We start from the raw sequence: 24150 nt of genomic DNA on the forward strand, positions 1-24150 counted from the left end.
TTTGGAGTCGAATATGTCCGCTGCCTTTAACGTCATCGCCACGCTGATCGCCAAACCCGGCCAACAGGCCACCCTGGAAACCCTGCTGCGCGAGCTGCTGGAACCGACCCGCGTCGAAGCCGGCTGCCAGCAGTACGACCTGCACCAGGACCTGCAACACCCCGAGACCTTCTACATGCTCGAGCGCTGGAGCGACGACGCGGCGCTGGCCGACCACGACCAGAGCGCCCATATCCAGAACTTCCGCGCCAAGGCTGCCGACGTGCTCGAACATTTCGAACTCAAGCGCCTGAAATTTCTTGCCTGATCAACCGACCCTTTTTTGGAAACCATCATGAAAGCTATCGCCTACTACGCCGCATTGCCCATCAACGATCCAAAATCCCTGCAAGACATCGAACTGCCAGAACCCGTGGCCGGCCCCCGCGACCTGCTGGTGGAAGTCAAAGCCATCTCGGTGAACCCGGTGGACACCAAAGTGCGCCAGAACGTCGCCCCGGAAAACGGTGCGGCCAAAGTGCTGGGCTGGGACGTGGCCGGTGGGGTCAAGGCCGTAGGCAGCGAAGTCAGCCTGTTCAAGGTCGGTGACAAGGTGTTCTACGCCGGCTCCCTGGTACGCCCGGGCGGCAACAGCGAACTGCACACCGTGGATGAGCGCATCGTCGGCCATATGCCAAAAACCCTGGGGTTCGCCGACGCCGCCGCCCTGCCGCTGACCGCCATCACCGCCTGGGAGTTGCTGTTCGAACGCCTGCAAGTACGCGAAGGCCAGGCCGATGAGGGCCAGAGCCTGCTGATCGTCGGTGCGTCCGGTGGTGTGGGATCGATCCTGACCCAACTGGCGAAACAGCTCACCGGCCTAAAAGTCATCGGCACCGCCTCCCGGCCTGAAACCCAGGCATGGGCCAAAGACCTGGGCGCCGATCTGGTGATCGACCACAGCAAACCGCTGAGCGAAGAGCTGAAAAAGGCCGGCCATCCGCAGGTGAACTACGTCGCCAGCCTGACCCAGACCGACCAGCACCTGGACCAATTGGTAGAAGCGCTGATTCCCCAGGGCAAACTGGCGCTGATCGATGATCCCAAGGTGCTGGACGTGAGCAAGCTCAAGCGCAAGAGCCTGTCGCTGCATTGGGAGTTCATGTACACCCGCTCGATGTTCGAGACCAGCGACATGATCGAGCAGCACAACCTGCTCAATCGCGTGGCCGAACTGATCGACGCCGGCACCCTGAAAACCACGGTGGGCGAGCACTTTGGCGTGATCAACGCGGCCAACCTGCGCCGCGCCCACGAACTGCTGGAAAGCGGCAAGGCCAAGGGCAAGATTGTGCTGGAAGGGTTCTAAGGAGATAGGTCTGTAAGTGTCGTCTGTTATTGATGTGAGTGATGGACGACACCACTAGTCAGAGACTTGATCCTTGTCACATCTGTGGACGCATTCAGGTTTATATTGGCCGCCTTTGCCACGATTCTTTTACGTGAGGAAGTCAGCAATGAAGATCCTGATAAAAGCGTTAGCAAAATCCCACGGCAACAAATGGCAAGTCCGTCTCGACCAGAACGCCTTCACCTTCCGCACCGAGGCCGAAGCCCGCGCGTTTGCCGACACCCTGCAAACCCGTATCCAGGCGCCTCACCGATTTCCCGAAAGCCAGCAGCGTTCTGCTGGCTGACCCTGCTCAATCCGCCGCTTGCAGTGCCCGTTGGCGCTGCAGGCGCCGGGTCAGCATCGCGAACGTTACCGCCAATACGCCGCACAAGCTGATGACCATCGCCATTGGCATTGCCGTACCGTCGTGCAACACACCGACCAACGACGCCGCGCCCGCCGCTACACCAAACTGAATGCAACCGAGCAACGCCGACGCGCTGCCTGCCCGTGCGCCCTGCCCGCTCATGGCGCAAGCCGAGGTGTTGGGCAAAATGCAGCCCAGGCTCGCGATGCAGATAAACAGCGGCACCAGCAGTGGCCACAAGGCGTCCGTGCGAAGAGCGGTAATTGCCAGCAACGACAGGCCCGCCGCGAGGTAGACCCACACCGTGCGCGACAGCAAGAACGCCGGGCCGCGGGAAGCCAGCAAACGTGCATTGACCTGGGCGACCAGGATGAAGCCGGCGGCGTTGGAGCCAAATACCCAGCCATAGTGCTCGGCGGGCACGCCATAGAGTTTGATAAAGACGAACGGCGAACCCGCAATGTAGGCAAACATGCCGGCAATCGAGATGCCACCGGTCAAGGCATAGCCCAGGTACACCCGGTCCGACAACAACCGGCCGTACTGGCGCAGCGCACCCGACAGCGGCTGACGTGGTTGATTGGCGGGGAAACTTTCCGGCAACCCGACCGCTACCGCAATGGCCGCCATCACGCTGAATGCCGTCAGCGCCAGGAAGATCGACTGCCAGCCCCACACCCCGACCATCACGCCACCCGCCAGCGGCGCGAGGATCGGCGCCAGCCCGGTGACCAGCATCAGTTGGGAAAACACCTTGGCCGAACCCACCGCATCGCATTTATCGCTGACCACCGCCCGGGAGATCACCATGCCGGCGCAGCCGCCCAGGGCCTGGACGAAACGCGCACCGATCAGCCATTCCAGGGACGGCGCATACGCACACGCAAAGGACGCCAGGGTAAACAGGGTGACACCGCTGAGCAGCGGCCCGCGCCGGCCAAAACGGTCCGCCAGCGGCCCGTAGATCAACTGGCCGATCGCCAGGCCCGTGAAGTACACGGCCAGGGTCAGTTGAATATGTTTTTCATCGGTGCCGAATGCCACGGCCATGGCCGGAAAACCCGGCAGGTAGAAGTCGATGGCCAGCGGCGCAAACGCGCTCAAGGCGCCCAAAATCAGGATTATACGAAGGTTCATCAGGCACCCAGTAGAGTCGGCAGCCCGACAGTCTAGCCGGGCATGGGTGCCTTGAACATTAAGTTAGCTCGCTAACTATCAGAAAGTCAGGCGAGTTTGACGCTGTAGCCTTCTTCGCTGATCAGGTTGATCACTTGCGCCGGCGACAGCAGCTTACTCTCCACACCGACTTCCTTGGACGCGAGGTCGACGCGCACACTGGCGGCCGGATCCTTGTCCTGCACCGCCTGGGTGACCGAGCGAACGCAGTGGCCGCAGGTCATTCCTTCAACACTGAATACTTGCATGGCATGACTCCTTTGATGAGGTTGCCCACAGTTTTGACCTTGCCACGATGGCAAGGTCAAGTTCTGTGAATATCTGCCGGGCTGGCATTCATTCGCGCCCTCGGCCAAGCTGCACCTATCCACGATGTGAACCTCGGAGAATTCGCCATGCGCTGGTCGTTTTTTGGCCTTGTCAGCCTGATGGGCTTTTTCGCTGCTGTGCCGGTGGCCAGTGCCGATCAGGATTATGCGGTGCTGATCATTTCCCGGGAGCGCCTGGAAGTGCCGACCAACTGCGAGATTGGCCTGTATATCCAGGACCAGTTGGCCGGACGGCTGTTCCAGGAGCAGGCCACCTCCTTCAACTTGCCGGCCGGGAATGTGTCGTTGCGCCTGAAGCTGCTGCCGGGGCAGTCCCAGGGTTGCCTGCCGGGCATGCTCGCGCCACCGGCGCAGAACATCACGTTGAAGGCCGGAGACGTGCGCAAGTTGCGTATCGCACAAGGGCCGGACGGCATGTACCTGAAGCCCGCGGCATTGGAATATTGAAACATTGATCTGAAGCCTTGACCTTCCCCACAGGTCAAGGTTGATCCTAGGGGCAATCTCTCCTGGAGTACTGCCCATGAACGGATCCACCACCTTCGACCTGCCCATCAGCGGCATGACCTGCGCCAGCTGCGCCGGGCGGGTTGAACGGGCACTGGGCAAAGTGCCCGGGGTGCAAAGTGTCAGCGTCAACCTGGCCAACGAACGCGCCCACATTGAAGTGCTGGGCCAAATGGACCCCGGCGTCCTGATCGCCGCCGTCGACAAGGCCGGCTACACCGCCACCCTGCCCCAAAGCGAAACCGCTACCCAGGCCAGCCAGGAACAACGCCTGAGCCATGAGCGCTGGGCGCTGCTGCTGGCGATCCTGCTCGCCGCGCCATTGGTGCTGCCGATGCTGGTGCAGCCGTTCGGCCTGCACTGGATGCTCCCGGCCTGGGTCCAGTTCGCCCTGGCTACTCCGGTGCAGTTCATCTTCGGTGCGCGTTTCTATATCGCCGCCTGGAAAGCCGTGCGCGCCGGGGCCGGCAATATGGACCTGCTGGTGGCCATCGGTACCAGCGCCGGTTACGGCCTGAGTATTTATGAATGGCTCACCGCAACCGCGGGCAATATGCCGCATCTGTATTTCGAAGCCTCGGCGGTGGTGATCGCCTTGGTGCTGCTCGGCAAATATTTGGAAAGCCGCGCCAAACGCCAGACCGCCAGCGCCATCCGCGCCCTGGAAGCCTTGCGTCCGGAGCGGGCGATCCAGGTGATCGACGGCCGCGAGCACGACGTCGCCATCACCGCCCTCAAGCTCAATGACCTGGTGCTGGTCAAACCCGGCGAACGCTTCCCGGTAGACGGTGAAGTGGTCGAAGGCCAAAGCCACGCTGACGAAGCGCTGATCAGCGGTGAAAGCCTGCCGGTGCCGAAACAACCCGGAGACGCCGTTACAGGCGGCGCGATCAACGGCGAAGGCCGGTTGCTGGTGCGCACCCTGGCCCTTGGTGCAGAAAGCGTACTGGCACGGATCATCCGCCTGGTGGAAGACGCCCAGGCCGCCAAGGCGCCGATCCAGAAGCTGGTGGATAAAGTCAGCCAGGTGTTCGTGCCAGTGGTGCTAGTGCTGGCCTTGGCCACGCTGGTGGGCTGGTGGTTGTATGGCGCACCGCTGGAAGTCGCGCTGATCAACGCCGTCACCGTATTGGTGATCGCCTGCCCTTGCGCCCTTGGGCTGGCCACGCCCACCGCCATCATGGCCGGCACCGGCGTCGCGGCTCGCCACGGGATCCTGATCAAGGACGCCGAAGCCCTGGAGCGCGCCCATGAAGTCAGCGCCGTGGTGTTCGACAAGACCGGCACCCTGACCTCCGGCGCGCCGAAAATCGCCCACCTGGCGGCCGTCGATGGCAACGAAGCGGCGCTGCTGCAACAGGCCGGCGCGCTGCAACGGGGCAGTGAACATCCGCTGGCCAAGGCGGTGCTGGATGCTTGCGCCGAGCGAGGCTTGAACGTGGCGGATGTCAGCGCCAGCCAGTCGCTGACCGGGCGCGGCATTGCCGGCACCCTAGACGGTCGGCCACTGGCCCTGGGCAATCGTCGCCTGCTGGAAGAAACCGGCTTGAGCACCGGCGACCTCGCCGACTCGGCCAGCGCCTGGGAGGCCGAGGGCCGCACCTTGTCCTGGCTGATCGAGCAAGGCCCGCAGCCTCGGGTGCTGGGCTTGTTTGCCTTCGGCGACACCCTCAAACCGGGCGCCCTGCAAGCGATACAGGCACTCAAGGCCCGGCATATCAGCAGCCACCTGCTGACCGGCGATAACCGTGGCAGCGCCCGGGTGGTCGCCCAAGCCCTGGGCATCGACGACGTGCACGCCGAAGTGCTGCCCGCCGACAAGGCCGCCACCGTCGCCGAACTGAAAAAGACCGGCGTGGTGGCGATGGTCGGCGACGGCATCAACGACGCGCCCGCCCTCGCGGCGGCCGACATCGGCATCGCCATGGGCGGTGGCACCGACGTGGCGATGCACGCGGCCGGCATCACGCTGATGCGCGGCGACCCACGGCTGGTGCCCGCCGCCCTGGAAATTAGCCGCAAGACCTACGCTAAAATTCGACAGAACCTGTTCTGGGCCTTTGTGTATAACTTGATCGGCATTCCGCTGGCCGCATTCGGCCTGCTCAACCCGGTCATGGCCGGCGCAGCCATGGCCCTGTCCAGCGTCAGCGTGGTGAGTAACGCGCTGCTGTTGAAAACCTGGAAACCCAAGGATCTGGAGGACAAGCGTCCATGAACATTGGCCAAGCAGCACGCCAAAGCGGCCTGAGCGCCAAGATGATTCGTTACTACGAGTCCATCGGCCTGTTGAAAGCGGCCCATCGCACCGACAGCGGCTACCGCGTTTATGGCGCCGATGACTTGCACACCCTGGCGTTTATCAAGCGGTCTCGGGACCTGGGGTTTTCCCTGGAGGAAGTCGGCAAGCTGCTGACGCTGTGGCAGGACCGCGGGCGCGCGAGTGCCGACGTCAAGGCACTGGCCCGCCAGCATATCGATGAGCTGAACCAGAAGATTCGCGAGTTGGGGCAGTTACGGGATACGTTGCAGGACCTGGTGGAGCACTGCCAGGGCGATCACCGGCCGGATTGTCCGATTCTCAAGGAGTTGGCGTCGGGCAGTTGTTGCGCCTGACAATTTAGCTGACGGCACACAAACGAAATGTGGGAGCAGACCTTTGTGGGAGCCGGGCTTGCCCGCGATGCAGGCACCTCGGTGTGTCAGTCACACCGCGGTGATGCTATCGCGGGCAAGCCCGGCTCCCACACAAGCCCGCTCCCACAATTGGATATCCACTCGCCGTGGGATTACTGCATCCAGGGCGGCGGCGGCGGCTCTTCCGATGCCTTGCTCGGAGGCGCATCGTCGGCCGCGCGAATCGCCTGGCGACGCTCTTCATCGAGCCGCGCCGCTTCGATCTCGCGGATAACCCCGCCAACATCAGCCAACTCTTCCGGCTCGTCGAACTCGCCGGTCAAGACACTCGCCGGGTGCAGAGTGCCGGCTTCATACAGCGCCCACATCTCCTTGGCGTACTTGGTCTTCTTCAACTCCGGGGCAAACCGCCCGAAGTAGGAAGCCATGTTGCCCACATCCCGCTCCAGCATGCTGAACGCGTGGTTGTTGCCCGCCGCATCCACCGCCTGGGGCAGGTCGATGATCACCGGGCCAGTCGGCGTCAGCAGCACGTTGAACTCGGAAAGGTCACCGTGCACCAGGCCGGTACACAACATCAGCACGATCTGGGTAATCAGGAAGGCGTGGTATTCACGGGCCTGGTCCGGGTCCAGCGTCACGTCGTTAAGACGGGGCGCGGCGTCGCCGTATTCATCGGCTACCAGTTCCATCAGCAGCACGCCTTCAAGGAAGTCGTACGGCTTGGGCACGCGAACGCCCGCGCCGGCCAGACGAAACAGCGCCGCTACCTCGGCGTTCTGCCAGGCGTCTTCGGTTTCTTTCTTGCCGAACTTGGAGCCCTTGGCCATGGCCCGGGCCTGGCGGCTGTTGCGGACCTTGCGGCCTTCCTGGTATTCGGACGCCTGACGAAAACTTCGTTTATTCGCCTCCTTGTAGACCTTGGCGCAACGTAACTCGTTGCCGCAGCGCACCACGTAAACAGCTGCTTCTTTACCACTCATGAGTGGGCGCAGCACCTCGTCGACCAGACCGTCCTCGATCAGGGGTTCAATGCGTTTAGGAGTCTTCATCAGCTTTTATTGTGGGTCCTTTATTACCAAACACGCGTATGGCACTCGTTATACGGCAATCCTCTCGCCGCGGGGAGAGGGTACCGACCTTTGACCGCTTAAGAATGCATCCAATATGCCAAATTAATCGGCGAGCTCGCCTACCGCTCAATAATCGCCGTGACGCCCTGGCCCCCGGCGGCACAGATCGAGATCAGGCCCCGGCCCTTGCCCGCCGCGTCCAACAGCTTGGCCAGGTTGGCGACGATACGCCCGCCGGTGGCCGCAAACGGGTGGCCGGCGGCCAGTGAACTGCCCTTGACGTTCAACCGACTGCGGTCGATGGACCCCAGCGGCGCGTCCAGCCCCAGGCGGGTCTTGCAGTATTGCGGGTCTTCCCAGGCCTTCAGCGTGCACAACACCTGGGCAGCGAAGGCTTCGTGGATCTCGTAGTAATCGAAGTCCTGCAACGTAAGGCCATTCCTCGCAAGCAAGCGTGGCACGGCGTACACCGGCGCCATCAGCAAGCCTTCGGCGCCGTTGACGAAATCCACCGCTGCCGCCTCGCCATCACGCAGGTAAGCGAGGATCGGCAAACCGCGTTCCTTGGCCCAGGCTTCACTGCCCAGCAGCACCAATGACGCGCCGTCAGTCAGCGGCGTCGAGTTGCCGGCGGTGAGGGTGCCTTTTTCGCTGCGTTCGAAGGCAGGCTTGAGGCTGGCAAGTTTTTCCAGGGTCAGGTCGGGGCGCAGGTTGTTGTCGCGGGTCAGGCCGAGAAAGGGCGTGAGCAAATCGTTTTGCCAGCCTTCGGCATAGGACGCGGCCATTTTCTGATGGCTTTCCAGCGCCAGTTGATCCTGCTCGGCGCGGGGAATCTGCCAGGTTTGCGCCATCAACTCGCAGTGCTGGCCCATGGATAAACCGGTGCGCGGTTCGCCGTTGCGCGGCAGTTCCGGCTTGAGGTGATGGGGACGAAGTTGTAACAGGACTTTTAATTTGTCCGCCATGGATTTGCTGCGATTGGCGTGCAGGAGGATTTTGCGCAGGCCTTCATTAACTCCGATGGGTGCGTCGGACGTGGTGTCGACACCGCCGGCAATCCCGCATTCGATCTGCCCCAGGGCGATCTTGTTCGCCACCAGCAACGCCGCTTCCAGCCCCGTGCCACAGGCCTGCTGAATATCGTAGGCCGGGGTTTGCGGCGACAGGCGCGAACCCAGCACGCACTCGCGGGTGAGGTTGAAGTCCCGGGAATGCTTGAGCACCGCCCCGGCGGCCACCTCGCCAATGCGCAGGCCGTGCAGGTTGTAGCGTTCGATCAGGCCTTCCAGGGCGGCGGTCAACATCGCCTGGTTACTCGCCGTGGCGTAAGGGCCGTTGGAGCGGGCGAAGGGGATGCGGTTACCGCCAATGATCGCTACACGGCGCAATTGAGTCATGGAAAACTCCCTGAAGGTTGTGGGGTGAGTCTTTGAGACTAGCCTAGGCTCAATCGAACGACTTTCACCTCTTGATGGTCCACCGTTTGAACCCCAGCATTCGGAGAGCGTTCCATGTCTGACCGTTATATCGACTTCGCCAACTCCAGCCTCGGCCATCGTTTGGTCGCCGCCATTGGCCTGCCGTCGCCGGTACGCCTGGAACGCTGGCAGGCCGGACGCCTGCGGCCGGTGGAAGGTGCCTTGCTGATCGGCGGTGGCCCTCTGGCGACCCACATCCTGCCGTTCGCCAACAAGCTGACCGACGCCATCTATAGCTACGGCACCGAACCATCGGCGGCCACCCCCTGGATTCCCGGCCACGGGCCCAAGCTCAAGGCGGTGGTGTTCGACGCCAGCCAACTGCAGCACACCGATCAACTCAAGCAGCTGCGGGAATTCTTTCAGCCGCTGCTGAAAAATCTCGATCACAGCGCGCACCTGGTGATCCTGGGCCGCGCCCCGGAAAGCCTCAGCGACCCGTTTGCCGCCAGCGCCCAGCGTGCCCTTGAAGGCTTCAGCCGGTCGTTGGCCAAGGAGCTGCGCAGCGGTGGCGTCCTGCAATTGCTGTATGTGGGCGAAGGCGCCGAAGACCAGTTGGAAGGCGCGTTGCGGTTCTTCCTGTCGCCTAAAAGCGCTTATATCTCCGGCCAGGTGATTCGCCTGAACGCCTGCTCGACCCAGGTCGAGGATTGGACCCGGCCGCTCGCCGGGCGCAAGGCGCTGGTGACCGGCGCCGCCCGTGGCATTGGCGCCTCGATTGCCGAAACCCTGGCCCGTGACGGTGCCGAGGTGATTCTGCTCGACGTGCCGCCCGCCAAAGCCGACCTCGACGCTCTCGCCGCGCGCCTGGGCGCCCGCAGCATCGCCCTGGATATCTGCGCCGAAGACGCCGCCACGCAGTTGATCGAACACCTGCCGGACGGCATCGATATCGTGGTGCACAACGCTGGCATCACCCGCGATAAAACCCTGGCCAACATGACCCCGGAATATTGGGACGCGGTATTGGCCGTCAACCTCAACGCGCCGCAGGTGCTGACCAAGGCGCTGCTGGACAGCGGCACTCTGCACGACAACGGCCGCGTGGTGCTGCTGGCCTCCATCAGCGGTATCGCCGGCAATCGCGGGCAAACCAACTACGCCGCGAGCAAGGCCGGGCTGATCGGCCTGGCCCAGGCCTGGGCGCCATTGCTCGGTGAGCGCGGGATCAGCATCAACGCCGTGGCCCCGGGCTTCATCGAAACCCAGATGACCGCGCATATTCCCTTCGCCCTGCGTGAGGCCGGGCGCCGCATGAGTTCATTGGGCCAGGGCGGCTTGCCTCAGGACGTCGCTGAAGCCGTGGCGTGGCTCGGCCAGCCAGGGTCCGGCGCGGTCAGCGGGCAGGCGCTGCGGGTGTGTGGGCAAAGTCTATTGGGAGCGTAAGCATGGAGTGGCACACATCAGGCAGCACCCCGTTCCTGCCGCCGCTGTATTGGCGCGCGGCGTTCAAACGCAAGATCACGGGTACCACGTTGCCCGAGCAAGGGTTGCGCTGCCGGGTCAGCGTCAACCCCAAGGAGGTGGCCGCCTACCGCAAGGTCTGCGGGTTTGCCGAGAGCCCGGTGCTGCCGGCCACTTATCCACATATCCTGGCGTTCGGCCTGCAGATGCAATTGCTCACCGACAAGGCATTCCCGTTCCCGCTGCTGGGGTTGATTCACCTGAGCAACCGGGTCCGCATCCTGCGCCCGTTGGGCGGTATAAGTGACGTGATGGTCGGCGTCTACGCACAGAACCTGCAGCCCCATGCCAAGGGCGCGACGTTCGATATCGTGACCACGGTCGAGGATTCACTGGGGCTGCTGTGGGAAGCCGAAAGCCGGATGCTTTGTCGCAGCGTGAAGCTTGACGGCGTGCCGGCGGATAACGCCCTGCAAGCGCCCGCCAGCGTCAGCGAGTTGACCCGCTGGAAAGCCCCCGCCGATATCGGGCGCCGCTACGCCCGGGTGTCCGGCGACTACAACCCGATCCACCTGAGCGCCCTCACCGCCAAGCTGTTCGGCTTCCCCCAGGCGATCGCCCATGGGCTGTGGAACAAGGCACGCACACTGGCCGCCCTGAGTGAGCATTTGCCTGCGGCGAATATCGAGATAGACGTCGAGTTTAAAAAGCCGGTGCGCTTGCCCAGCGAGGTAATCTTATTGGCAAGTGCCGCGGGCTCCAGCGGAGAACTTCAACTAAAGGGCGCCGCAGATATTGAGCATATGATTGGCCGCTGGCGGCCGATCGCCTGATTAATTGTATATATACACCCTAAGTTATAGCGGGCTATCGATAGCCCGCTAAGTTTATTAACTTCATGATTTTCAAGACCCTCACCCTTTTAAACTCTCCTGCGATATACCCTTGGTATTAGTCACTAAGCGGCGCTGCCCTGCCTGTATATAAATCGTTAATACCAAGTTGAGCGTTGCGAGAAAAAGCTTCCGAGACTGTTATAGCCGTAACGGACGAATGTATCGCTGCCCATAGAAACAGCGAACTTCGATAACAACAAAGGCTGTACCAGGTGCAAGGATCTCAATCATGAAAACTCAAGTCGTGTTGTGGAAAGCAAGTACCGCGCTGGCCCTGATTCTGGCAGTAAGCCTCGGAGGCTGCAGCAGCGGTGGTGGCGGTCATCACAGTAGCGTTGCAGCTTCGTCTCCGGATGCCGGCGGCGGAACGGGTGGCGGTACTGGCGGTGGTACCGGCGGCGGGACAGATGGTGGTGGTACTGGCGGCGGTACCGGCGGCGGGACAGATGGTGGTGGTACTGGTGGAGGCACAGGCGGTGGCACAGGTGGCGGTACCGGTGGAGGCACCGGCGGCGGCACGGGTGGTGGTACCGGTGGCGGCACTGGCGGCGGAACAGGTGGCGGCACCGGTTCGACCACACCTCTGGTCACTGGCCAGGTAGTTGGCGCCGTCGGTGGTGTTGTCGGTAATGTCGGCACCGCAGTGGGTGACCTGGGTACAACCCTGACCACCATCCCGATTGTAGGCACTACCGCTGGCGGGCTGGTCACCGCGACAGGCACTGCCGTCAACAGCATCGGCAGCGGCCTGACCAATGGGCTGGGAACATTAGGCACCAATAGCAATGCCTTGGGTACCACCGTTGCCGGTGTGGCCGATGGCGTTGCCGACCTGGGCACTGGCGTGTCCAACACCGGCAAAACCCTGGGCACCACGCTGGGCGGTATTCCTGTCGTCGGCGGTTTGACCGGCGGCGTGGGCGGTGCGGCAGGTGGCCTGGTCGATAAGGTCGGCCAAACCGTGACCATGCTCGGCGACACCCTGAGCACGGCCAGCACCACCGGACCACTGGGCAACGTGACCAATACCGTCGGCAAAAGCGTGCTGGTCCCTGTCGTTTCCCTGCTGGAAAACACCACCGGCAACCTCGGGAATAAAACCGGCCTGGGCAACCCGGTCGGTGGCGTCCTGGATAAAGTCGGCTCCACGGTCACCGGTCTGGGCGGCCAGGTGGCCGGCACCAACAACCCGCTGGGCACGCTCGTGGGTGGCGTGCTGACGGGCGTTGGCGGCACCCTTGATAAGTCGAGTGGCTATGTCAATCCCGCCACCACTACCCCGCAGTCGGGCCTGCCTGAACTCGTCGGCGGTTTGGTCGCCAACGTTGGTAACGGCTTGAATATCGGTAATACCAACGGCACTGTCAGTGCAACAGGCATCACCGGCGGCGCTGTGGGTAACACTGTCGCGTCCCTCGGTACGCTGATTGGCGGCAACGGCGTGGCCAACACAGGCGCCACGGCTCCGGTCGCCGGCCTGGCAACGAATGTCGGCGCAGCCCTGAACCCAGTGACGTCCGGCGTGGCAGGCCTGACCCAAAACATCGGCACCAGCACCGGTATCGGCGCCCCGGTCAACGGTCTGGTCACTCAGGTCGGTGGTGCAGTCAGCGGCCTGGGCGCCAACCTGACGGCAGCCAATGCCAACCCGATCACTAACGCCTTGGGCGGTACCCTGAATGCCGTCGGCGGCACTGTCGGCTCGGTGGGCGGCTTGGTCACCGGTGGCACCAGCGGTAGCGGTGGCGGCCTGCTCGGTGGTTTGAATGTGGGTGCCAGCGCTTCTGCCGGCGGCACTGCAAACGCAAACACAGGCGGTGGTCTGGGCGGCTTGCTCGGTGGGCTGACTGGCAAAAAATAGAATTGCACCTGGCCATTAGACGGCCTCCCCTCCAGCGCCTACGCTTGGTTGAGACGAGAGATTCCAATGAGTCTCTCGTCTTTTTTATTGGCCAGTGAAAGGCCCTCCCGAACCGCGCCCCAGAACCCGGCGGGAATCCGCGAAACGCTGCTGCAGTTTGACCATGGAGTGTCCTATGCGCGCCCTGACGCCTTTGTTTCTGCTCACCCTCATTGCTTCCAGTGTCCACGCCGAGACCCTGCCCAGTTTCCTCAACAGTAACGACACCATTCGCAACCTGCCGGTCCCCAACCTCCCCGCGGATGCCTACCGCCCGGTCACCCCGCAGACCCAATTGCCGGAGCCGGCGGCCACCCAGGGCCAGCCGCTGTTGATGGACACCAAAGTGACCATTCGCAAGCTGCAAATCGACGGAGGCACGATCTACCCGCTCAAGGACGTGGCCCAGGTTTTCGAGCCGCTGATTGGTCACGAAACCACGGTCGCCCAATTGATTGAAGCCACCCGCGGCATCACCCGCCGCTACCAGCAGGATGGCTACCTGTTGTCCTACGCCTACTTGCCCGACCAGCGCTTCGAAAACGGCCTGGTGCACGTGGTGCTGGTGGAGGGCTACATCAAGGATTACAACATTCAGGGCGACATCGGTTCAGTCTCGGCCTACGTCGACAAACTGGCAGCCAAGCTGCTGGCCGAGCGCCCGCTGACCCGCAAGACCTTCGAACGCTACACCACGTTGATGGGGCGTATCCCGGGTGTGACGCTGCAGGCGCAAGTACCGCCGCCGGGCACCACCGATGGCGGCACGCGCATGCAGATCCAGGCCTCGCGCAAACCCTTCACCAGCAGCATGAGCATGACCGACGACAGCCGTGGCGGCCTGCAAGCCCTGATCACCGGCACCAGCAATTCCCAGACCTCCATGGGCGAGCAGTTGAGCGTCAGTGGCCTGTTCCCGCCCGGCGAGGACAAGGAGCACTACTACCGCCTGGGTTACAGCCAGTTCGTGAATGCCGAGGGCACCCAACTGGTGGTCAACGCCGAGCGCTACCGCGCCGACCCACGCAGCAATGTGCAACTGGACGGTGGTTTTGAACTCAAGCCCCACCAGGAAATCGACCGCTATTCCATCGGCCTCAGCCATCCCCTGATCGCCTCCCCCACCGAGTCGCTGACCCTGGGCACGCGGCTCTATGCCGTGGACCAGACCACCCGTTATCAACTGGTGGGTTTCCCCCAACGTTTCGACCTGGAAACCAACCTGCGCGCCCTGGCGTTTGAAGGCGACTGGCGCAAATCCGACACGCGCCAACTGCGCATCCTCAGCGCCGGCCTGTACCAGGGCATCGACGGTCTGGGGGCCAAGACCCGCAGTGACTTCGAGGGCATAAAGCCCGACATCGACTTCTTCCGCCTGCGCGTCTCGGGCGTGCAGAGCGACAAGTTCTTCGACAACTGGCAAGGCGTCGCATCGGCGGCCTTTTACTGGAGCGACGACACCTTGCCCGACAGCGAACGGGCGACGTTCGGCGGGCAGAATTTCGGGCGCGGTTACCCGGATGACCAGGGCTCGGGCGACAAGGGTTGGGGCGTGGCGTATGAGGTCAACTACAGCTTCAACCGCAGCGGCGAGTGGGTAAAAATCCTGCAGCCCTACGTGGTGCTGGACAAGGCCAAGACCTGGTTCAACGAACTGCCGGTGAAGGGCAACAACATGTCGTCGGCGGCGGTGGGTCTGCGCTTCGGCGATAACAAGTACTACAACATCGCGCTGGAAGCGGCCAAGCCAATGTCGGACATCGCCCTGGACAGCTTCAATCGACGGCCGCGGTATACGTTGAGTTTCAGCTACCAACTCTGAACCCTGTAGGAGCGAGCCCGCTCGCTCCTACATGAGCCTGATTTTCGGAATGGGGAAAAGGCTGTTGAGGGTGTCGATCAACCGTACCAGGTAGATCGGCTTGCGAAACAGGTCCAGCACCTGCAAGCGCAGCATGTCACTGACATCATCCATCTCGGCATGGCCAGACATGACGATCACCGGCAGGTGCTGGCGTGAGGTGTGTTCGCGCAGGCGCTTGATCAAGGAGATACCGCTTTCCTCGGGCATACGCAGGTCGGTGATCACCAGGGCGATATCGGGATGCAGGGTCAACTCCTGCAAAGCGAAGGTGACCGAGGTGGCGGTAAAACAGACAAAGCCCTCATTCTCCAGCGACTCGGCCAGTTCAATGAGGGCGTCCTCTTCATCGTCCACCAAAAGGATTTGTTGCCGGGGAGACAAAGAGGAATTCATGGAGAAATGCCTGATGCGCAATAGATCATTCAGCGAGACCTGCACGTGTTTGCGCGAGGACCAGAGTCAGGTATGGATGGAGCCCTGTATCTGCGTAAAGACGCTTGTCACCGCGTTCCGGATGGGGGTAACAAAGGCAGCCAAGCCGATAGCAACCATCGCGGCCACCAACGCGTACTCGATACCCGACGCACCTTCTCTTGAGTAGAAAAAAATCTGGACTTTGATGAAACCCATGCGAACAAGATCAAGGAACATAATGACTTCTCCTTTGCGCCCATGGCGCTGGTACCGCGGCATTACAAAATGATTCCGGTGTGCCACTAGAGCATTGTCAACAAACCCCATACCAACAACTGTAAGAACTGATTAATCACAAAGTAGTAGTCGACAGACTGACGCCAAAAATCCACCTTTTTCAGAAGACTTGGAGATATTTTCTGCCCAGTAATGGCATTTTGTCCTAGCTGAACTACCTTCAAATAGCGAAATAGTTAGACGCTCGCAGTAACCCGAATACGCAGGCATTAGTAGGAAAGTGCAGTGGATGCAGCAGGAAAGGGAGAGCCTTCATGAACAGTCGGATTAGCTTGATTCTTGCCGGGCTGCTATTGGTAGGTGCATTGATTGCAGGCTACTGGGGCCTGGTACTCAGCCGCCCTGCCCCTGTCGCCCCGCCCGTACCCCCATCACCCGACGTTGTACAACCCGTAGCCGAAGACCAGACACGCCAACCCGTGGTGGTCCTGGCCCATGATGTTGCCCCCTTTGTCGTGCTTACCGCCGCCGACCTGACCCTGGAAAGACTGCGCACGGTACCCGCCGGCAGCCTGACCAGCCTCGACCAGGCCGTGGGCAAGATCCCTTGGCGGCCGCTGCCGGCCGGAACCTGGCTGACCGAAGAGAGCTTCAACTCCGGCGGCACCCTGGCGCGAATGATCCGCCCCAACGAGCGAGCCCTGGCGGTCGCGGTGGATGAAGTGATCGGTGCCGGCGGGCAACTCAACCCGGGCGACTACGTGGACGTCCTGCTCTTCCTGCGCCAGGAAGCCAGCAACCCGCAGCAGTCCGCACAAGTGGTGGTACCCGCCTTGCGCCTGCTGGGCGTGGGCGATCAATTGGGGTTGACCAACGATGGCCAGCCCGGCTCCGTACCACCGAGCACCCCGGACGAAAAACTCAAGGCACAGCAGAATCGCGCCAGCGCACGCACGGTACTCCTCGCGGTACCCGAGGAGCTCATGAGCCGGCTGATGCTCGCGGCCCAATCCGGTGTGTTGCGCCTGGCTGTACGCAGTGCCGACGAACAACTGCTGAGCCAATACTGGGCCGGTGAAACGGAGTCCGCGATTAACCTGGAAAACACCAAGCGCGATCTCTATCAGTTCAACCAATTGTCTTTCAGCCCGGCGCCCCTCAACAGCTTCGGCCAAGCCACCGCCAATGGTGCTCCAAAACGCTCGGGGGTCGAGGTGATACGCGGCAACCAGGTGACTCAACAAACGCCCTGAAAGTGCTAAGGATGCCTTGAATGAGCAGTCGTTCCGTGTGGTTTTTTTCGCGAGTATTCGGGGCTCTTTTCACCCTGAGCCTGCCCGTCGGGGCGGCACTGGCAGCGTCAGGTAACTGCGCTGGCCTGGGCCAGCTTCCGGCGGTGCTGCAGGTGGGCGAAGGCACTCAACAAGCCATTCAATCGCCGGTGCCGATTACGCGGCTGGCCATTGGCGATCCGAAAGTGGCCGATGTGCAGGTCAACGGCAACCAGGCTTTCCTGCTCACCGGCATGGCGCCTGGCACCACCAGCCTGATGGTCTGGACGGCCTGTTCCAGCAGCCCGCGCCAGAGCATGGTGTTCGTCCAGGGCAAGGCCACGTCGGCCCTGACCAGCCTGGCCCTGTCGCCGTCCGATGACCCGACGCTGCCCAGCCAGGTGCAAACCGACATCCGTTTTGTGGAAGTGAGCCGCACCAAACTCAAGGAGGCCAGTACCTCGATATTTGGCCGGGGTGGCAACTTTCTGTTCGGTGCCCCAAACAATGTCGCCAACGCGGCAGCCACGGGATTCCGGGGACTGCCGGTGAACAACGACACCTTCAACATCGGCTTTGGCGGCGGGCGTGTCTCGGCCATGATCAACGCCCTGGAAAGCAGCGGGTTTGCTTACACCCTGGCCCGCCCAAGCCTGGTGGCGCTCAGTGGGCAAAGTGCGACCTTCCTCGCCGGTGGTGAAGTGCCGATCCCGGTGCCCAGCAGCGGCAGCAACACCATCTCCATCGAATACAAGGAGTTCGGCATCCGCCTGACCCTGACCCCGACCGTCATCGACCATGGGCGGATTTCCCTGAAGGTCGCGCCGGAGGTCAGTGAGCTGGACTACAGCAACGCGGTCACCATCCAGGGCATTTCGGTACCGGCGCTGACGATCCGCCGTACCGACACCAGCATCTCCCTGGCCGACGGCGAAAGCTTCGTGATCAGCGGCCTGATCAGCACCAACAACACCTCCAGCGTCAGCAAGTTTCCGGGCCTGGGCGACATCCCGATCCTGGGTGCGTTCTTTCGCGACTCCAGCGTCAGCCGCCAGGAAAAAGAGTTGCTGATGATCGTCACCCCACACCTTGTTCAGCCCCTGGCTGCCAACGCCCAACTGCCTTCGTTGCCAGGAGAAAAACTGCGCAACTACGACCCTAACTGGTACCGCCTGTATTTCCTCGAAAACGGCAATTTCGACCGCCGCAGTGGACTGTCCGAATGAGCGAGAGCCTGAGCCAGACCTTTTTGGCAATCACCCGCAACACCACGGATCTGGAATGGCTTCAGGGTGCCCTAGCGCCCTTGGGCCAAGTGGTCAGCGCCGGCGCCGGCAGCCTCGACGAATTGTTGGCGCTGGTGGACGTGACGTTCGCCAACCTGGTGTTCATTGGCCTGGACCGCGAACACGTGACCACCCAGTGCGCCCTGATCGAAGGCGCCCTGGAAGCCAAGCCCATGCTCGCCATCGTGGCCTTGGGCGACGGCATGGACAACCAGCTCGTGCTGAACGCGATGCGTGCCGGCGCACGGGACTTTGTGGCCTACGGCTCACGCTCCAGTGAAGTCGCCGGCCTGGTCCGCCGCCTGAGTAAACGCTTGCCGGCAGTGACCCCCAATGCCCATCTGGGCGGGCTGACCGTGCTCTATGGCACCCAGGGCAATGCTGACGGCGCGCTGATCGCCAGCCACCTGGCGTTGGTGGTGCAAAAGAGCGGGCAGCAAACCTTATTGCTCGACCTGGGCCTGCCCCTCGCAGACAGCCTGGCATTGCTGGGGCTGGAAAGTTCTTTTCATTTCGGCGATGCCCTGCGCCACCTGCGCCGCCTGGACTCGACCCTGATCAACAGCGCCTTCACGTCAGCCGAAGCAGGCCTGCGCATCCTCGCCTATCACCAAAACGACGAGCCGCTGGAGCGTACCAGCGCGGCCGAGCTGTACATGTTGCTCAGCGCCCTGCGCCAGCACTTCCAGCACATTGTGGTGAACCTGACCGGGCAACCCGACAGTGAAGCCTTGCGCACCTTTGTCAGCCATTGCGACAAGCTGCTGTGGTGCACCGACCAAAGCGTGCCGGACTGTCGCCGCAACCTGGCGGTGCTCAACCTGTGGCGCGAAAAAGGCATGAAACTGGACCATGCCCGGCTGCTGGTGGACCGCTACCTCAAAGGCGCCGCCCCGGACTCGGAAGCGCTGGAAAAAAGCTTCGGGCTGGAAGTGATTGCGGTATTGCCCTGGAGCCCGGAGGTGCGCCTGAGCGCGAAAAACCAGGCCCAGACCCTGTTCTCCCTGGCGCCTCGGGAAAGCCTGACCCAAGCGTTGCGCGCCTTGGGCGAGCGCCTGGCAAAACGCTCCGAAGGCTTGGAAAAACCCTCCACCAACTGGCTTAACCGCCTGCTGAGGACCAAATGAGCGGCGAGAAGCTGTTTGGTGTTCCGCCTCGCGGCAGCGTCGGCAACACCGATCACGACGGCCTGAAACTGGTGCTGCATCGCTACATCATCGATGCCATCGAAGAGTCGGGGAAAAACCTGCTGGAAGGCACCCGCCAATCCCTGGCGCAATTTGTAATCGACAAGGTCGCCGAATACATCACGCGTATGCACCTGGCGATTTCCCGCTATGAGATGGAGCGCCTGGCCGAAGAAATCGTCGACGAGCTCACCGGTTTCGGGCCGCTGGAAGTGCTGCTGCGTGACCCGTCCGTCACCGAGATTCTGGTCAACGGCCCGCACCGGGTATTCGTCGAGCGCGATGGCCTGCTGCAGCAGAGTGATTTGCGCTTCATCGACGACCACCATGTGGAGCGGGTCATGCAGCGCATCCTCGCGCCGCTGGGACGGCGGCTGGATGAGTCGTCGCCGATGGTCGATGCGCGCCTGCCCGATGGCAGCCGGGTCAATGCGATCATCCCGCCGATTGCCCTGGACGGGCCCTGCCTGTCGATTCGAAAGTTTCGCAAGGACATGCTCAAAAGCAGCGACCTGGTGGCCATGCAAACCATCGACCAGGCGATTTTCGAGTTCTTCCAGGACGCCGTCGGCAAACGCTGCAACATCCTGATCAGCGGCGGTACCGGCACCGGCAAGACCACGCTGCTGAACATTCTCAGCCAGTTGATCAACCCCCGCGAACGCCTGGTCACCATTGAAGACGTGGCCGAGTTGCAACTGGGCCATCCTCACGTCGTGCGCCTGGAAACCCGCCCGCCCAACGCCGAGGGGCATGGTGAGGTGAAAGCCAGTGACCTGATCCGCAACGCCCTGCGGATGCGGCCCGACCGGATCATCCTCGGCGAGATTCGGGGTGTGGAAGTCATCGACGTATTGACCGCCATGAACACCGGCCACGACGGCTCGATGAGCACCGTGCACGCCAACAACGCTCAGGACGCCCTGCTGCGTCTGGAAACCCTGGTGGGCCTGACCGGCCGGGTGGTGGCGGAAAAAACCCTGCGGCAAATGATCTGTGCCGCGCTGGACGTGGTAATCCAGCTGACGCGCCTGCCCGACGGCCGCCGTTGCGTCAGCGAAATAGTGGAAGTGGTGGGCATCCGCGAGGACGTGTACGTCACCAACACCCTGTTTCGCCACGACAAGCGCACCGGCTTCGGCTTCCTGCGCGAAGCCGTCAATCCCGCGGGTGACAAGTTGCGCCACGAAGGCCACCTGCCGGTGTAGGAGGCAACCCGATGATCGTTCCGATTTTGCTCGCCCTGCTCGCCGTGGCCTTTCTGGTACTGGGGATAGGCCTGCTGCGCAACGGTTTGCGCCAGGCCCAGACCGATCGGGTGCTGGTGCGCCTGGCCCAAGGGCAACCCCAGTCCATCAAAGACAACGCGGTAGCCACCAGCCTGGAGCGCACGTTTATCCGTGCAGGCCTTGGCAGGCCCACCGAACGCCTGGGCCTGTGGCTGACCCTGTGGGCCGTTGGCGCCCTGCTGGGAGGGCTCCTGGGCCAGTGGATAGGCCTGTTCGTGATGGTGGTGGCACCGCCTTTGGCATTACGCCTGTACATCGCCGTACGCTACCGCCGCCGGCTGCGCCGAATGATCGAGCAACTGCCGCAATTGCTAGACCACGCCGTACGCAGCCTCAAATCCGGGCGCACCCTCGCGGATGCGATCTTGAGCGGCATCGATGCCAGCGACGACCCGTTGAAAAAATCCATGGGCCGCATCAAGCGCAATGTGCAACTGGGTGTCAGCCTGCCCGATGCGGCTCAAGACTATGCCGAGTTTTATGAGCAGGATGAACTGCGCCTGTTTGCCCTGGGCCTCAAGGTCAACCACCGCTACGGAGGCAACGCCAGTGAGCTGCTGGAAAACCTGATCAAGATGATTCGCGAGCGCGACCAGGGCGCCCGGCAATTACGCGCCATGACGGGGGAAACCCGAGTGACCGCGCTGGTACTCGCAGTGCTGCCGGTGAGTGTCGCGGGCTACTTCCTGATCGTTAATCCGACGTACCTGATGGCCATGTGGGATGACCACAGTGGCCAGCGCCTGATGCTCGCTGCGTTCGCCTTGCAAATCACCGGCTGCGTGGTGCTATGGCGCATGTTGCGGAGCATATGAGATGGCAATAGTGATCAGTGCCGTATTGTTTCTTGCCGCGTTATCGCTGCTGCTGGCCAATATCTTGAGCAGTCGTCGTCAACAACGCCTGGTCACCCAACGGTTGCAAGGCGAGCCGGGCCGCAACGACAAGATGAGTGAGTGGTTGCACCAGTTGGGCAGTACCCGGATCGGCCAGCGCACCGTCAGCCTCGACAACGAAACCCAAACCCTGCTCAACCGCATGGGCTGGAGAAAGGCCAGCCAGCGTTCGATGTTCGCCGCCTGCCAGATCGGCGCGCCGATACTCCTGTTGGGCCTGACCGCGCTGGCACTGAATGTGTTTTTTCCCGACACCGAGCATGGTGCTGTGATCGCCCTGCTGGGCCTGATCATCGGTTACCTGCTGCCCAAGCGAGTCCTGGTTTCTCTCGCCAAAAAGCGCCAGGCACAAATCGGCCGGGAAGTGACGACCTTCATTCCCCTGGTGCGCATCCTGTTTGAGTCCGGCATGGCCGTAGAGCAGGCGCTTCGGGTCATGGCCTACGACGCACAGAAACTGTTGCCGGTGCTGACCGCCGAACTGCGCCTGGTGCTGGCGCGCGTCGATTCGGGACTGGAGCTGGGCGAAGAACTGAACAAGGCCAGTCAGGTGCTGGCCGTGGATGAACTCACCGACACCTGCCTGATCCTCCAGCAGCTGCTGCATCAGGGCGGTGGTGCAATGAAGTCACTGCAATCGCTCAAGCTGCTGCTGGATGACCGGCGCCTGACCCGCTTGCAGGAATACATTTCCAAGATGTCCGCCAAGATGTCCGTGGTGATGATGCTGTTCCTGTTTCCCGCACTACTGATCGTATTGGCCGGCCCTGGCTTTATCGCCATCGCCAAAGCCTTCACGTTTTAAGAGGACATGCCATGAAGACCGTGATGATCGCGTGCAGCCTGTTGTTGTTGGGCGGTTGCGCCAGTAACGGACAGCTGCCGTGGGCAGGGTTCAGCGCGCAGGGCAGTTGTGCCAAGCCCAATTCCAATCAGGAGTTGTCGTTGAACCTGGCCGACGACATGGCCAACGAGGGCAAGCTGCACGCCAGCCTGGCCAACCTGCAAAACCTGCCGGACACCTTGCCCCAGGTGCGCCAGCGCCAGGCCAAGGTGTACCGCCTGCTGGGGCGCAGCGAAGCCGAACCGTTGTACCGCAGCCTGCTCGGCACCTGCATGGCTGCCGAAGGCGAGCACGGCCTGGGCCAACTGGCCGCAGCCCGGGGTGATAACGGCCAGGCCATGGCGCACTTGCAACGCGCGGCGAAGATGTCGCCCACCGACGAGAAAATCCGCAACGACCTGGGCGTCGTGTACCTCAACCAACGGCGCCTGGAAGATGCGCGCTTTGAATTCCTCACGGCCATGGAGCTCAAGCAGAGTGATCAACTGGCAGCGATCAATCTGGTGACGCTGATGATCTACCAGGACAACTGGGAGCAAGCCGCACAAGTGGCCAGCCGCATGGGCCTGAGCCCCGAACAGGTGACGCAGGCCCAAGCGCGGGCGCAGCAACTCAAGGCGCCCACATCAACGGCGGCAGCGCCGAAGGATCAGGTCGCTGCCGTCAGCGACGTGCCGCCGGCGTCGGTCAAATAGGTTTCTGAAGGGAGTACACACGATGAAACTCACACTGCTTGCCGCCCTGCTCTCAGCCAGCGTGCCGCTGACAGCGCTGGCGATTGAACCCGGGCCGTCTTCGCCACAGCAAAAACAGACCGAGGGCTGGCTGCAGATGCAAGTCAGCGGCGAACGGGCGTCCGCCAAGGTGCAAAAGGCCACGCCCGCTGAACGCGACCTAGCCTTGCAACGTTTGCTGGAGAGTTACAAGTACCCTATTCCCGAGTACTACGACCAGAAACAGGGCGGCACGGCCCCCGGTGGTGGCTCCAGCAACTAGGCCTGGGGGGGGGGAAGTGCCAAATGGTGCGGCAAGGACGAGAAATACATGATTTTTCAGGGCTACCAGTGCACTTTTTCGCCAAAGAAAATAGCAACCCCATGAAAAACAAAATCAGAGGCTCCCGGGACGACACTGGGCAACTTACCGACTCGATGGAGTAAAGCACGGGCCCTGTTTCCGCCATGGGTTCAAATCCTGCGGCGGTAGGGGTTTAGGCTAAATAAGCGCGTTCAATCGCAGCCCTATAAGAGCGTAGCGCCTCATCCAAGCAGTCCCCATGTCACCCCTATTTCTGTCTTTACGATCTTCACGGAAAGAGGCCACATGCGCTTGCGATCAAAGTCGACTTCGGCCTTCGGCATGATCTCGCCTTGTTCGAAGTAGCGAGCACCGTTGGCTTGCAACAAATAGTACCGCCCTCGGCCACTCCACCTGATCCTCCAGTAGCCGCTCTGCGGGCACGCTTCGCCGCTTCCGAAGGTCGGCCCCAGGAAGTTGGTTTCGCTGAACGCTGGCGAGCCAGGCATGGGTTTTCCGGTCGCTGGGTCGAGGACCATGGCCTTGGCCAGTTGGTTGATTAACGCTTCACTGGGCTTTTCTGGCGGGATGTTGGCGAGGCGGGCTTCCAGCCATTGCAGCTTGCCGTCCCAGGCAGGGAGTTTGGCCGGTGGCAAAGGGAGGATTTCATTGATCTCGGGGACTGAGGGGGCGGCGTAGGAGTAGT

General features: G+C 62.2%; 25 protein-coding genes. 18 read left to right on the forward strand and 7 right to left on the reverse strand.

Features of this window, described 5'->3' with window-relative positions; genetic code table 11:
- Positions 1-13: 13 nt before the first annotated feature.
- The 3 genes from V3W39_RS32295 to V3W39_RS32305 all read left to right on the forward strand — a co-directional run bounded on the left by V3W39_RS32295 (position 14) and on the right by V3W39_RS32305 (position 1676).
- A complete protein-coding gene (locus V3W39_RS32295) occupies positions 14-307 on the forward strand; it encodes a putative quinol monooxygenase (protein ID WP_010174107.1) in 294 nt (97 codons plus the stop codon).
- A gap of 27 nt (positions 308-334) precedes the next feature.
- Positions 335-1348 carry a zinc-binding alcohol dehydrogenase family protein gene (locus V3W39_RS32300; protein ID WP_330214079.1) on the forward strand — a complete coding sequence of 338 codons (1014 nt, stop codon included), beginning with the start codon at positions 335-337 and terminating at the stop codon, positions 1346-1348.
- Between the two features lie 148 nt (positions 1349-1496).
- The gene (locus V3W39_RS32305; protein ID WP_177041489.1) at positions 1497-1676 is read left to right on the forward strand and encodes a hypothetical protein; all 180 of its coding nucleotides are present in this window, start codon (positions 1497-1499) and stop codon (positions 1674-1676) included.
- A gap of 6 nt (positions 1677-1682) precedes the next feature.
- On the opposite strand, the gene V3W39_RS32310 is transcribed toward V3W39_RS32305, so the two are convergent.
- Positions 1683-2876: a multidrug effflux MFS transporter gene (locus V3W39_RS32310; protein WP_177041487.1), complete on the reverse strand. Its 1194-nt coding sequence runs from the start codon at positions 2874-2876 to the stop codon at positions 1683-1685.
- 86 nt (positions 2877-2962) lie between these two features.
- The gene (locus tag V3W39_RS32315; protein WP_177041485.1) at positions 2963-3163 is read right to left on the reverse strand and encodes a heavy-metal-associated domain-containing protein; all 201 of its coding nucleotides are present in this window, start codon (positions 3161-3163) and stop codon (positions 2963-2965) included.
- Between the two features lie 147 nt (positions 3164-3310).
- On the opposite strand from V3W39_RS32315, the gene V3W39_RS32320 reads away from it, so the two are divergent.
- The 3 genes from V3W39_RS32320 (at position 3311) to cueR (ending at position 6367) form a co-directional block, all read left to right on the forward strand.
- Complete coding sequence (locus tag V3W39_RS32320; protein WP_294734607.1) at positions 3311-3691, forward strand: hypothetical protein; 381 nt, start codon at positions 3311-3313, stop codon at positions 3689-3691.
- 76 nt (positions 3692-3767) lie between these two features.
- Positions 3768-5969 carry a heavy metal translocating P-type ATPase gene (locus tag V3W39_RS32325; RefSeq protein ID WP_330214080.1) on the forward strand — a complete coding sequence of 734 codons (2202 nt, stop codon included), beginning with the start codon at positions 3768-3770 and terminating at the stop codon, positions 5967-5969.
- Positions 5966-6367 carry a Cu(I)-responsive transcriptional regulator gene (gene cueR, locus V3W39_RS32330; protein WP_177041481.1) on the forward strand — a complete coding sequence of 134 codons (402 nt, stop codon included), beginning with the start codon at positions 5966-5968 and terminating at the stop codon, positions 6365-6367. The genes V3W39_RS32325 and cueR overlap by 4 nt, the downstream gene beginning before the upstream one ends.
- 173 nt (positions 6368-6540) lie before the next feature.
- Here cueR and V3W39_RS32335 read toward each other — a convergent pair whose 3' ends face one another.
- Both V3W39_RS32335 and V3W39_RS32340 read right to left on the reverse strand, forming a co-directional pair.
- Positions 6541-7440 (reverse strand): PA4780 family RIO1-like protein kinase, encoded by a 900-nt coding sequence (locus V3W39_RS32335; protein WP_010174098.1) that lies wholly within the window; start codon positions 7438-7440, stop codon positions 6541-6543.
- 140 nt (positions 7441-7580) lie between these two features.
- A complete protein-coding gene (locus V3W39_RS32340) occupies positions 7581-8858 on the reverse strand; it encodes an acetyl-CoA C-acetyltransferase (protein WP_330214081.1) in 1278 nt (425 codons plus the stop codon).
- Between the two features lie 114 nt (positions 8859-8972).
- Here V3W39_RS32340 and V3W39_RS32345 point away from each other — a divergent pair, with 114 nt between their 5' ends.
- The 4 genes from V3W39_RS32345 (at position 8973) to V3W39_RS32360 (ending at position 14961) form a co-directional block, all read left to right on the forward strand.
- Positions 8973-10325: a 3-oxoacyl-ACP reductase gene (locus V3W39_RS32345; RefSeq protein ID WP_330214082.1), complete on the forward strand. Its 1353-nt coding sequence runs from the start codon at positions 8973-8975 to the stop codon at positions 10323-10325.
- Between the two features lie 2 nt (positions 10326-10327).
- Positions 10328-11176, forward strand: a complete 849-nt coding sequence (locus tag V3W39_RS32350) for a MaoC family dehydratase (protein WP_330214083.1) — start codon at positions 10328-10330, stop codon at positions 11174-11176.
- A 292-nt stretch (positions 11177-11468) separates the two neighbouring features.
- The gene (locus V3W39_RS32355) at positions 11469-13100 is read left to right on the forward strand and encodes a collagen-like triple helix repeat-containing protein (RefSeq protein ID WP_330214084.1); all 1632 of its coding nucleotides are present in this window, start codon (positions 11469-11471) and stop codon (positions 13098-13100) included.
- A 175-nt stretch (positions 13101-13275) separates the two neighbouring features.
- The gene (locus V3W39_RS32360; protein ID WP_177120480.1) at positions 13276-14961 is read left to right on the forward strand and encodes a ShlB/FhaC/HecB family hemolysin secretion/activation protein; all 1686 of its coding nucleotides are present in this window, start codon (positions 13276-13278) and stop codon (positions 14959-14961) included.
- Between the two features lie 27 nt (positions 14962-14988).
- Here the strand turns inward: V3W39_RS32360 and V3W39_RS32365 are convergent, their stop codons facing one another.
- Both V3W39_RS32365 and V3W39_RS32370 read right to left on the reverse strand, forming a co-directional pair.
- A complete protein-coding gene (locus V3W39_RS32365; protein ID WP_177041470.1) occupies positions 14989-15396 on the reverse strand; it encodes a response regulator in 408 nt (135 codons plus the stop codon).
- 66 nt (positions 15397-15462) lie between these two features.
- Complete coding sequence (locus V3W39_RS32370) at positions 15463-15654, reverse strand: Flp family type IVb pilin (RefSeq protein ID WP_177041468.1); 192 nt, start codon at positions 15652-15654, stop codon at positions 15463-15465.
- A 314-nt stretch (positions 15655-15968) separates the two neighbouring features.
- Here V3W39_RS32370 and cpaB point away from each other — a divergent pair, with 314 nt between their 5' ends.
- Genes cpaB through V3W39_RS32410 form a run of 8 tightly spaced genes read left to right on the forward strand, consistent with a single transcriptional unit; the run spans position 15969 to position 23423 of the window.
- The gene (cpaB, locus tag V3W39_RS32375) at positions 15969-16907 is read left to right on the forward strand and encodes a Flp pilus assembly protein CpaB (protein ID WP_177041467.1); all 939 of its coding nucleotides are present in this window, start codon (positions 15969-15971) and stop codon (positions 16905-16907) included.
- Positions 16908-16927: 20 nt separating this feature from the next.
- Positions 16928-18151 (forward strand): type II and III secretion system protein family protein, encoded by a 1224-nt coding sequence (locus V3W39_RS32380; protein ID WP_177076266.1) that lies wholly within the window; start codon positions 16928-16930, stop codon positions 18149-18151.
- Positions 18148-19338, forward strand: coding sequence for a pilus assembly protein (locus V3W39_RS32385; RefSeq protein ID WP_259201058.1), 1191 nt, complete (start codon positions 18148-18150; stop codon positions 19336-19338). Before V3W39_RS32380 ends, V3W39_RS32385 begins: the two co-directional genes overlap by 4 nt.
- Positions 19335-20606 (forward strand): CpaF family protein, encoded by a 1272-nt coding sequence (locus V3W39_RS32390; protein ID WP_330214085.1) that lies wholly within the window; start codon positions 19335-19337, stop codon positions 20604-20606. The genes V3W39_RS32385 and V3W39_RS32390 overlap by 4 nt, the downstream gene beginning before the upstream one ends.
- An 11-nt stretch (positions 20607-20617) precedes the next feature.
- The gene (locus V3W39_RS32395) at positions 20618-21502 is read left to right on the forward strand and encodes a type II secretion system F family protein (protein WP_177041459.1); all 885 of its coding nucleotides are present in this window, start codon (positions 20618-20620) and stop codon (positions 21500-21502) included.
- A gap of 1 nt (position 21503) precedes the next feature.
- A complete protein-coding gene (locus tag V3W39_RS32400; RefSeq protein WP_177129875.1) occupies positions 21504-22388 on the forward strand; it encodes a type II secretion system F family protein in 885 nt (294 codons plus the stop codon).
- Between the two features lie 11 nt (positions 22389-22399).
- Complete coding sequence (locus V3W39_RS32405; RefSeq protein ID WP_177041455.1) at positions 22400-23122, forward strand: tetratricopeptide repeat protein; 723 nt, start codon at positions 22400-22402, stop codon at positions 23120-23122.
- Between the two features lie 22 nt (positions 23123-23144).
- A complete protein-coding gene (locus V3W39_RS32410; protein ID WP_259201057.1) occupies positions 23145-23423 on the forward strand; it encodes a DUF3613 domain-containing protein in 279 nt (92 codons plus the stop codon).
- 263 nt (positions 23424-23686) lie between these two features.
- Here V3W39_RS32410 and V3W39_RS32415 read toward each other — a convergent pair.
- The coding region (locus tag V3W39_RS32415; RefSeq protein ID WP_330214086.1) for a DUF6396 domain-containing protein at positions 23687-24150 on the reverse strand (464 nt) is incomplete at its 5' end.

The organism is Pseudomonas sp. Z18(2022), assembly GCF_036346535.1.
Taxonomy (GTDB): Bacteria; Pseudomonadota; Gammaproteobacteria; order Pseudomonadales; family Pseudomonadaceae; genus Aquipseudomonas; species Aquipseudomonas yamanorum_A.

Excerpts from the sequence above, each read along its gene's own strand:
- V3W39_RS32295 (WP_010174107.1), top strand. The coding sequence starts at position 14 with ATGTCCGCTGCCTTTAACGTCATCGCCACGCTGATCGCCAAACCCGGC.
- V3W39_RS32300 (WP_330214079.1), top strand. The coding sequence starts at position 335 with ATGAAAGCTATCGCCTACTACGCCGCATTGCCCATCAACGATCCAAAA.
- V3W39_RS32305 (WP_177041489.1), top strand. The coding sequence starts at position 1,497 with ATGAAGATCCTGATAAAAGCGTTAGCAAAATCCCACGGCAACAAATGG.
- V3W39_RS32310 (WP_177041487.1), bottom strand. The coding sequence starts at position 2,876 with ATGAACCTTCGTATAATCCTGATTTTGGGCGCCTTGAGCGCGTTTGCG.
- V3W39_RS32315 (WP_177041485.1), bottom strand. The coding sequence starts at position 3,163 with ATGCAAGTATTCAGTGTTGAAGGAATGACCTGCGGCCACTGCGTTCGC.
- V3W39_RS32320 (WP_294734607.1), top strand. The coding sequence starts at position 3,311 with ATGCGCTGGTCGTTTTTTGGCCTTGTCAGCCTGATGGGCTTTTTCGCT.
- V3W39_RS32325 (WP_330214080.1), top strand. The coding sequence starts at position 3,768 with ATGAACGGATCCACCACCTTCGACCTGCCCATCAGCGGCATGACCTGC.
- cueR (WP_177041481.1), top strand. The coding sequence starts at position 5,966 with ATGAACATTGGCCAAGCAGCACGCCAAAGCGGCCTGAGCGCCAAGATG.
- V3W39_RS32335 (WP_010174098.1), bottom strand. The coding sequence starts at position 7,440 with ATGAAGACTCCTAAACGCATTGAACCCCTGATCGAGGACGGTCTGGTC.
- V3W39_RS32340 (WP_330214081.1), bottom strand. The coding sequence starts at position 8,858 with ATGACTCAATTGCGCCGTGTAGCGATCATTGGCGGTAACCGCATCCCC.
- V3W39_RS32345 (WP_330214082.1), top strand. The coding sequence starts at position 8,973 with ATGTCTGACCGTTATATCGACTTCGCCAACTCCAGCCTCGGCCATCGT.
- V3W39_RS32350 (WP_330214083.1), top strand. The coding sequence starts at position 10,328 with ATGGAGTGGCACACATCAGGCAGCACCCCGTTCCTGCCGCCGCTGTAT.
- V3W39_RS32355 (WP_330214084.1), top strand. The coding sequence starts at position 11,469 with ATGAAAACTCAAGTCGTGTTGTGGAAAGCAAGTACCGCGCTGGCCCTG.
- V3W39_RS32360 (WP_177120480.1), top strand. The coding sequence starts at position 13,276 with ATGCGCGCCCTGACGCCTTTGTTTCTGCTCACCCTCATTGCTTCCAGT.
- V3W39_RS32365 (WP_177041470.1), bottom strand. The coding sequence starts at position 15,396 with ATGAATTCCTCTTTGTCTCCCCGGCAACAAATCCTTTTGGTGGACGAT.
- V3W39_RS32370 (WP_177041468.1), bottom strand. The coding sequence starts at position 15,654 with ATGTTCCTTGATCTTGTTCGCATGGGTTTCATCAAAGTCCAGATTTTT.
- cpaB (WP_177041467.1), top strand. The coding sequence starts at position 15,969 with ATGAACAGTCGGATTAGCTTGATTCTTGCCGGGCTGCTATTGGTAGGT.
- V3W39_RS32380 (WP_177076266.1), top strand. The coding sequence starts at position 16,928 with ATGAGCAGTCGTTCCGTGTGGTTTTTTTCGCGAGTATTCGGGGCTCTT.
- V3W39_RS32385 (WP_259201058.1), top strand. The coding sequence starts at position 18,148 with ATGAGCGAGAGCCTGAGCCAGACCTTTTTGGCAATCACCCGCAACACC.
- V3W39_RS32390 (WP_330214085.1), top strand. The coding sequence starts at position 19,335 with ATGAGCGGCGAGAAGCTGTTTGGTGTTCCGCCTCGCGGCAGCGTCGGC.
- V3W39_RS32395 (WP_177041459.1), top strand. The coding sequence starts at position 20,618 with ATGATCGTTCCGATTTTGCTCGCCCTGCTCGCCGTGGCCTTTCTGGTA.
- V3W39_RS32400 (WP_177129875.1), top strand. The coding sequence starts at position 21,504 with ATGGCAATAGTGATCAGTGCCGTATTGTTTCTTGCCGCGTTATCGCTG.
- V3W39_RS32405 (WP_177041455.1), top strand. The coding sequence starts at position 22,400 with ATGAAGACCGTGATGATCGCGTGCAGCCTGTTGTTGTTGGGCGGTTGC.
- V3W39_RS32410 (WP_259201057.1), top strand. The coding sequence starts at position 23,145 with ATGAAACTCACACTGCTTGCCGCCCTGCTCTCAGCCAGCGTGCCGCTG.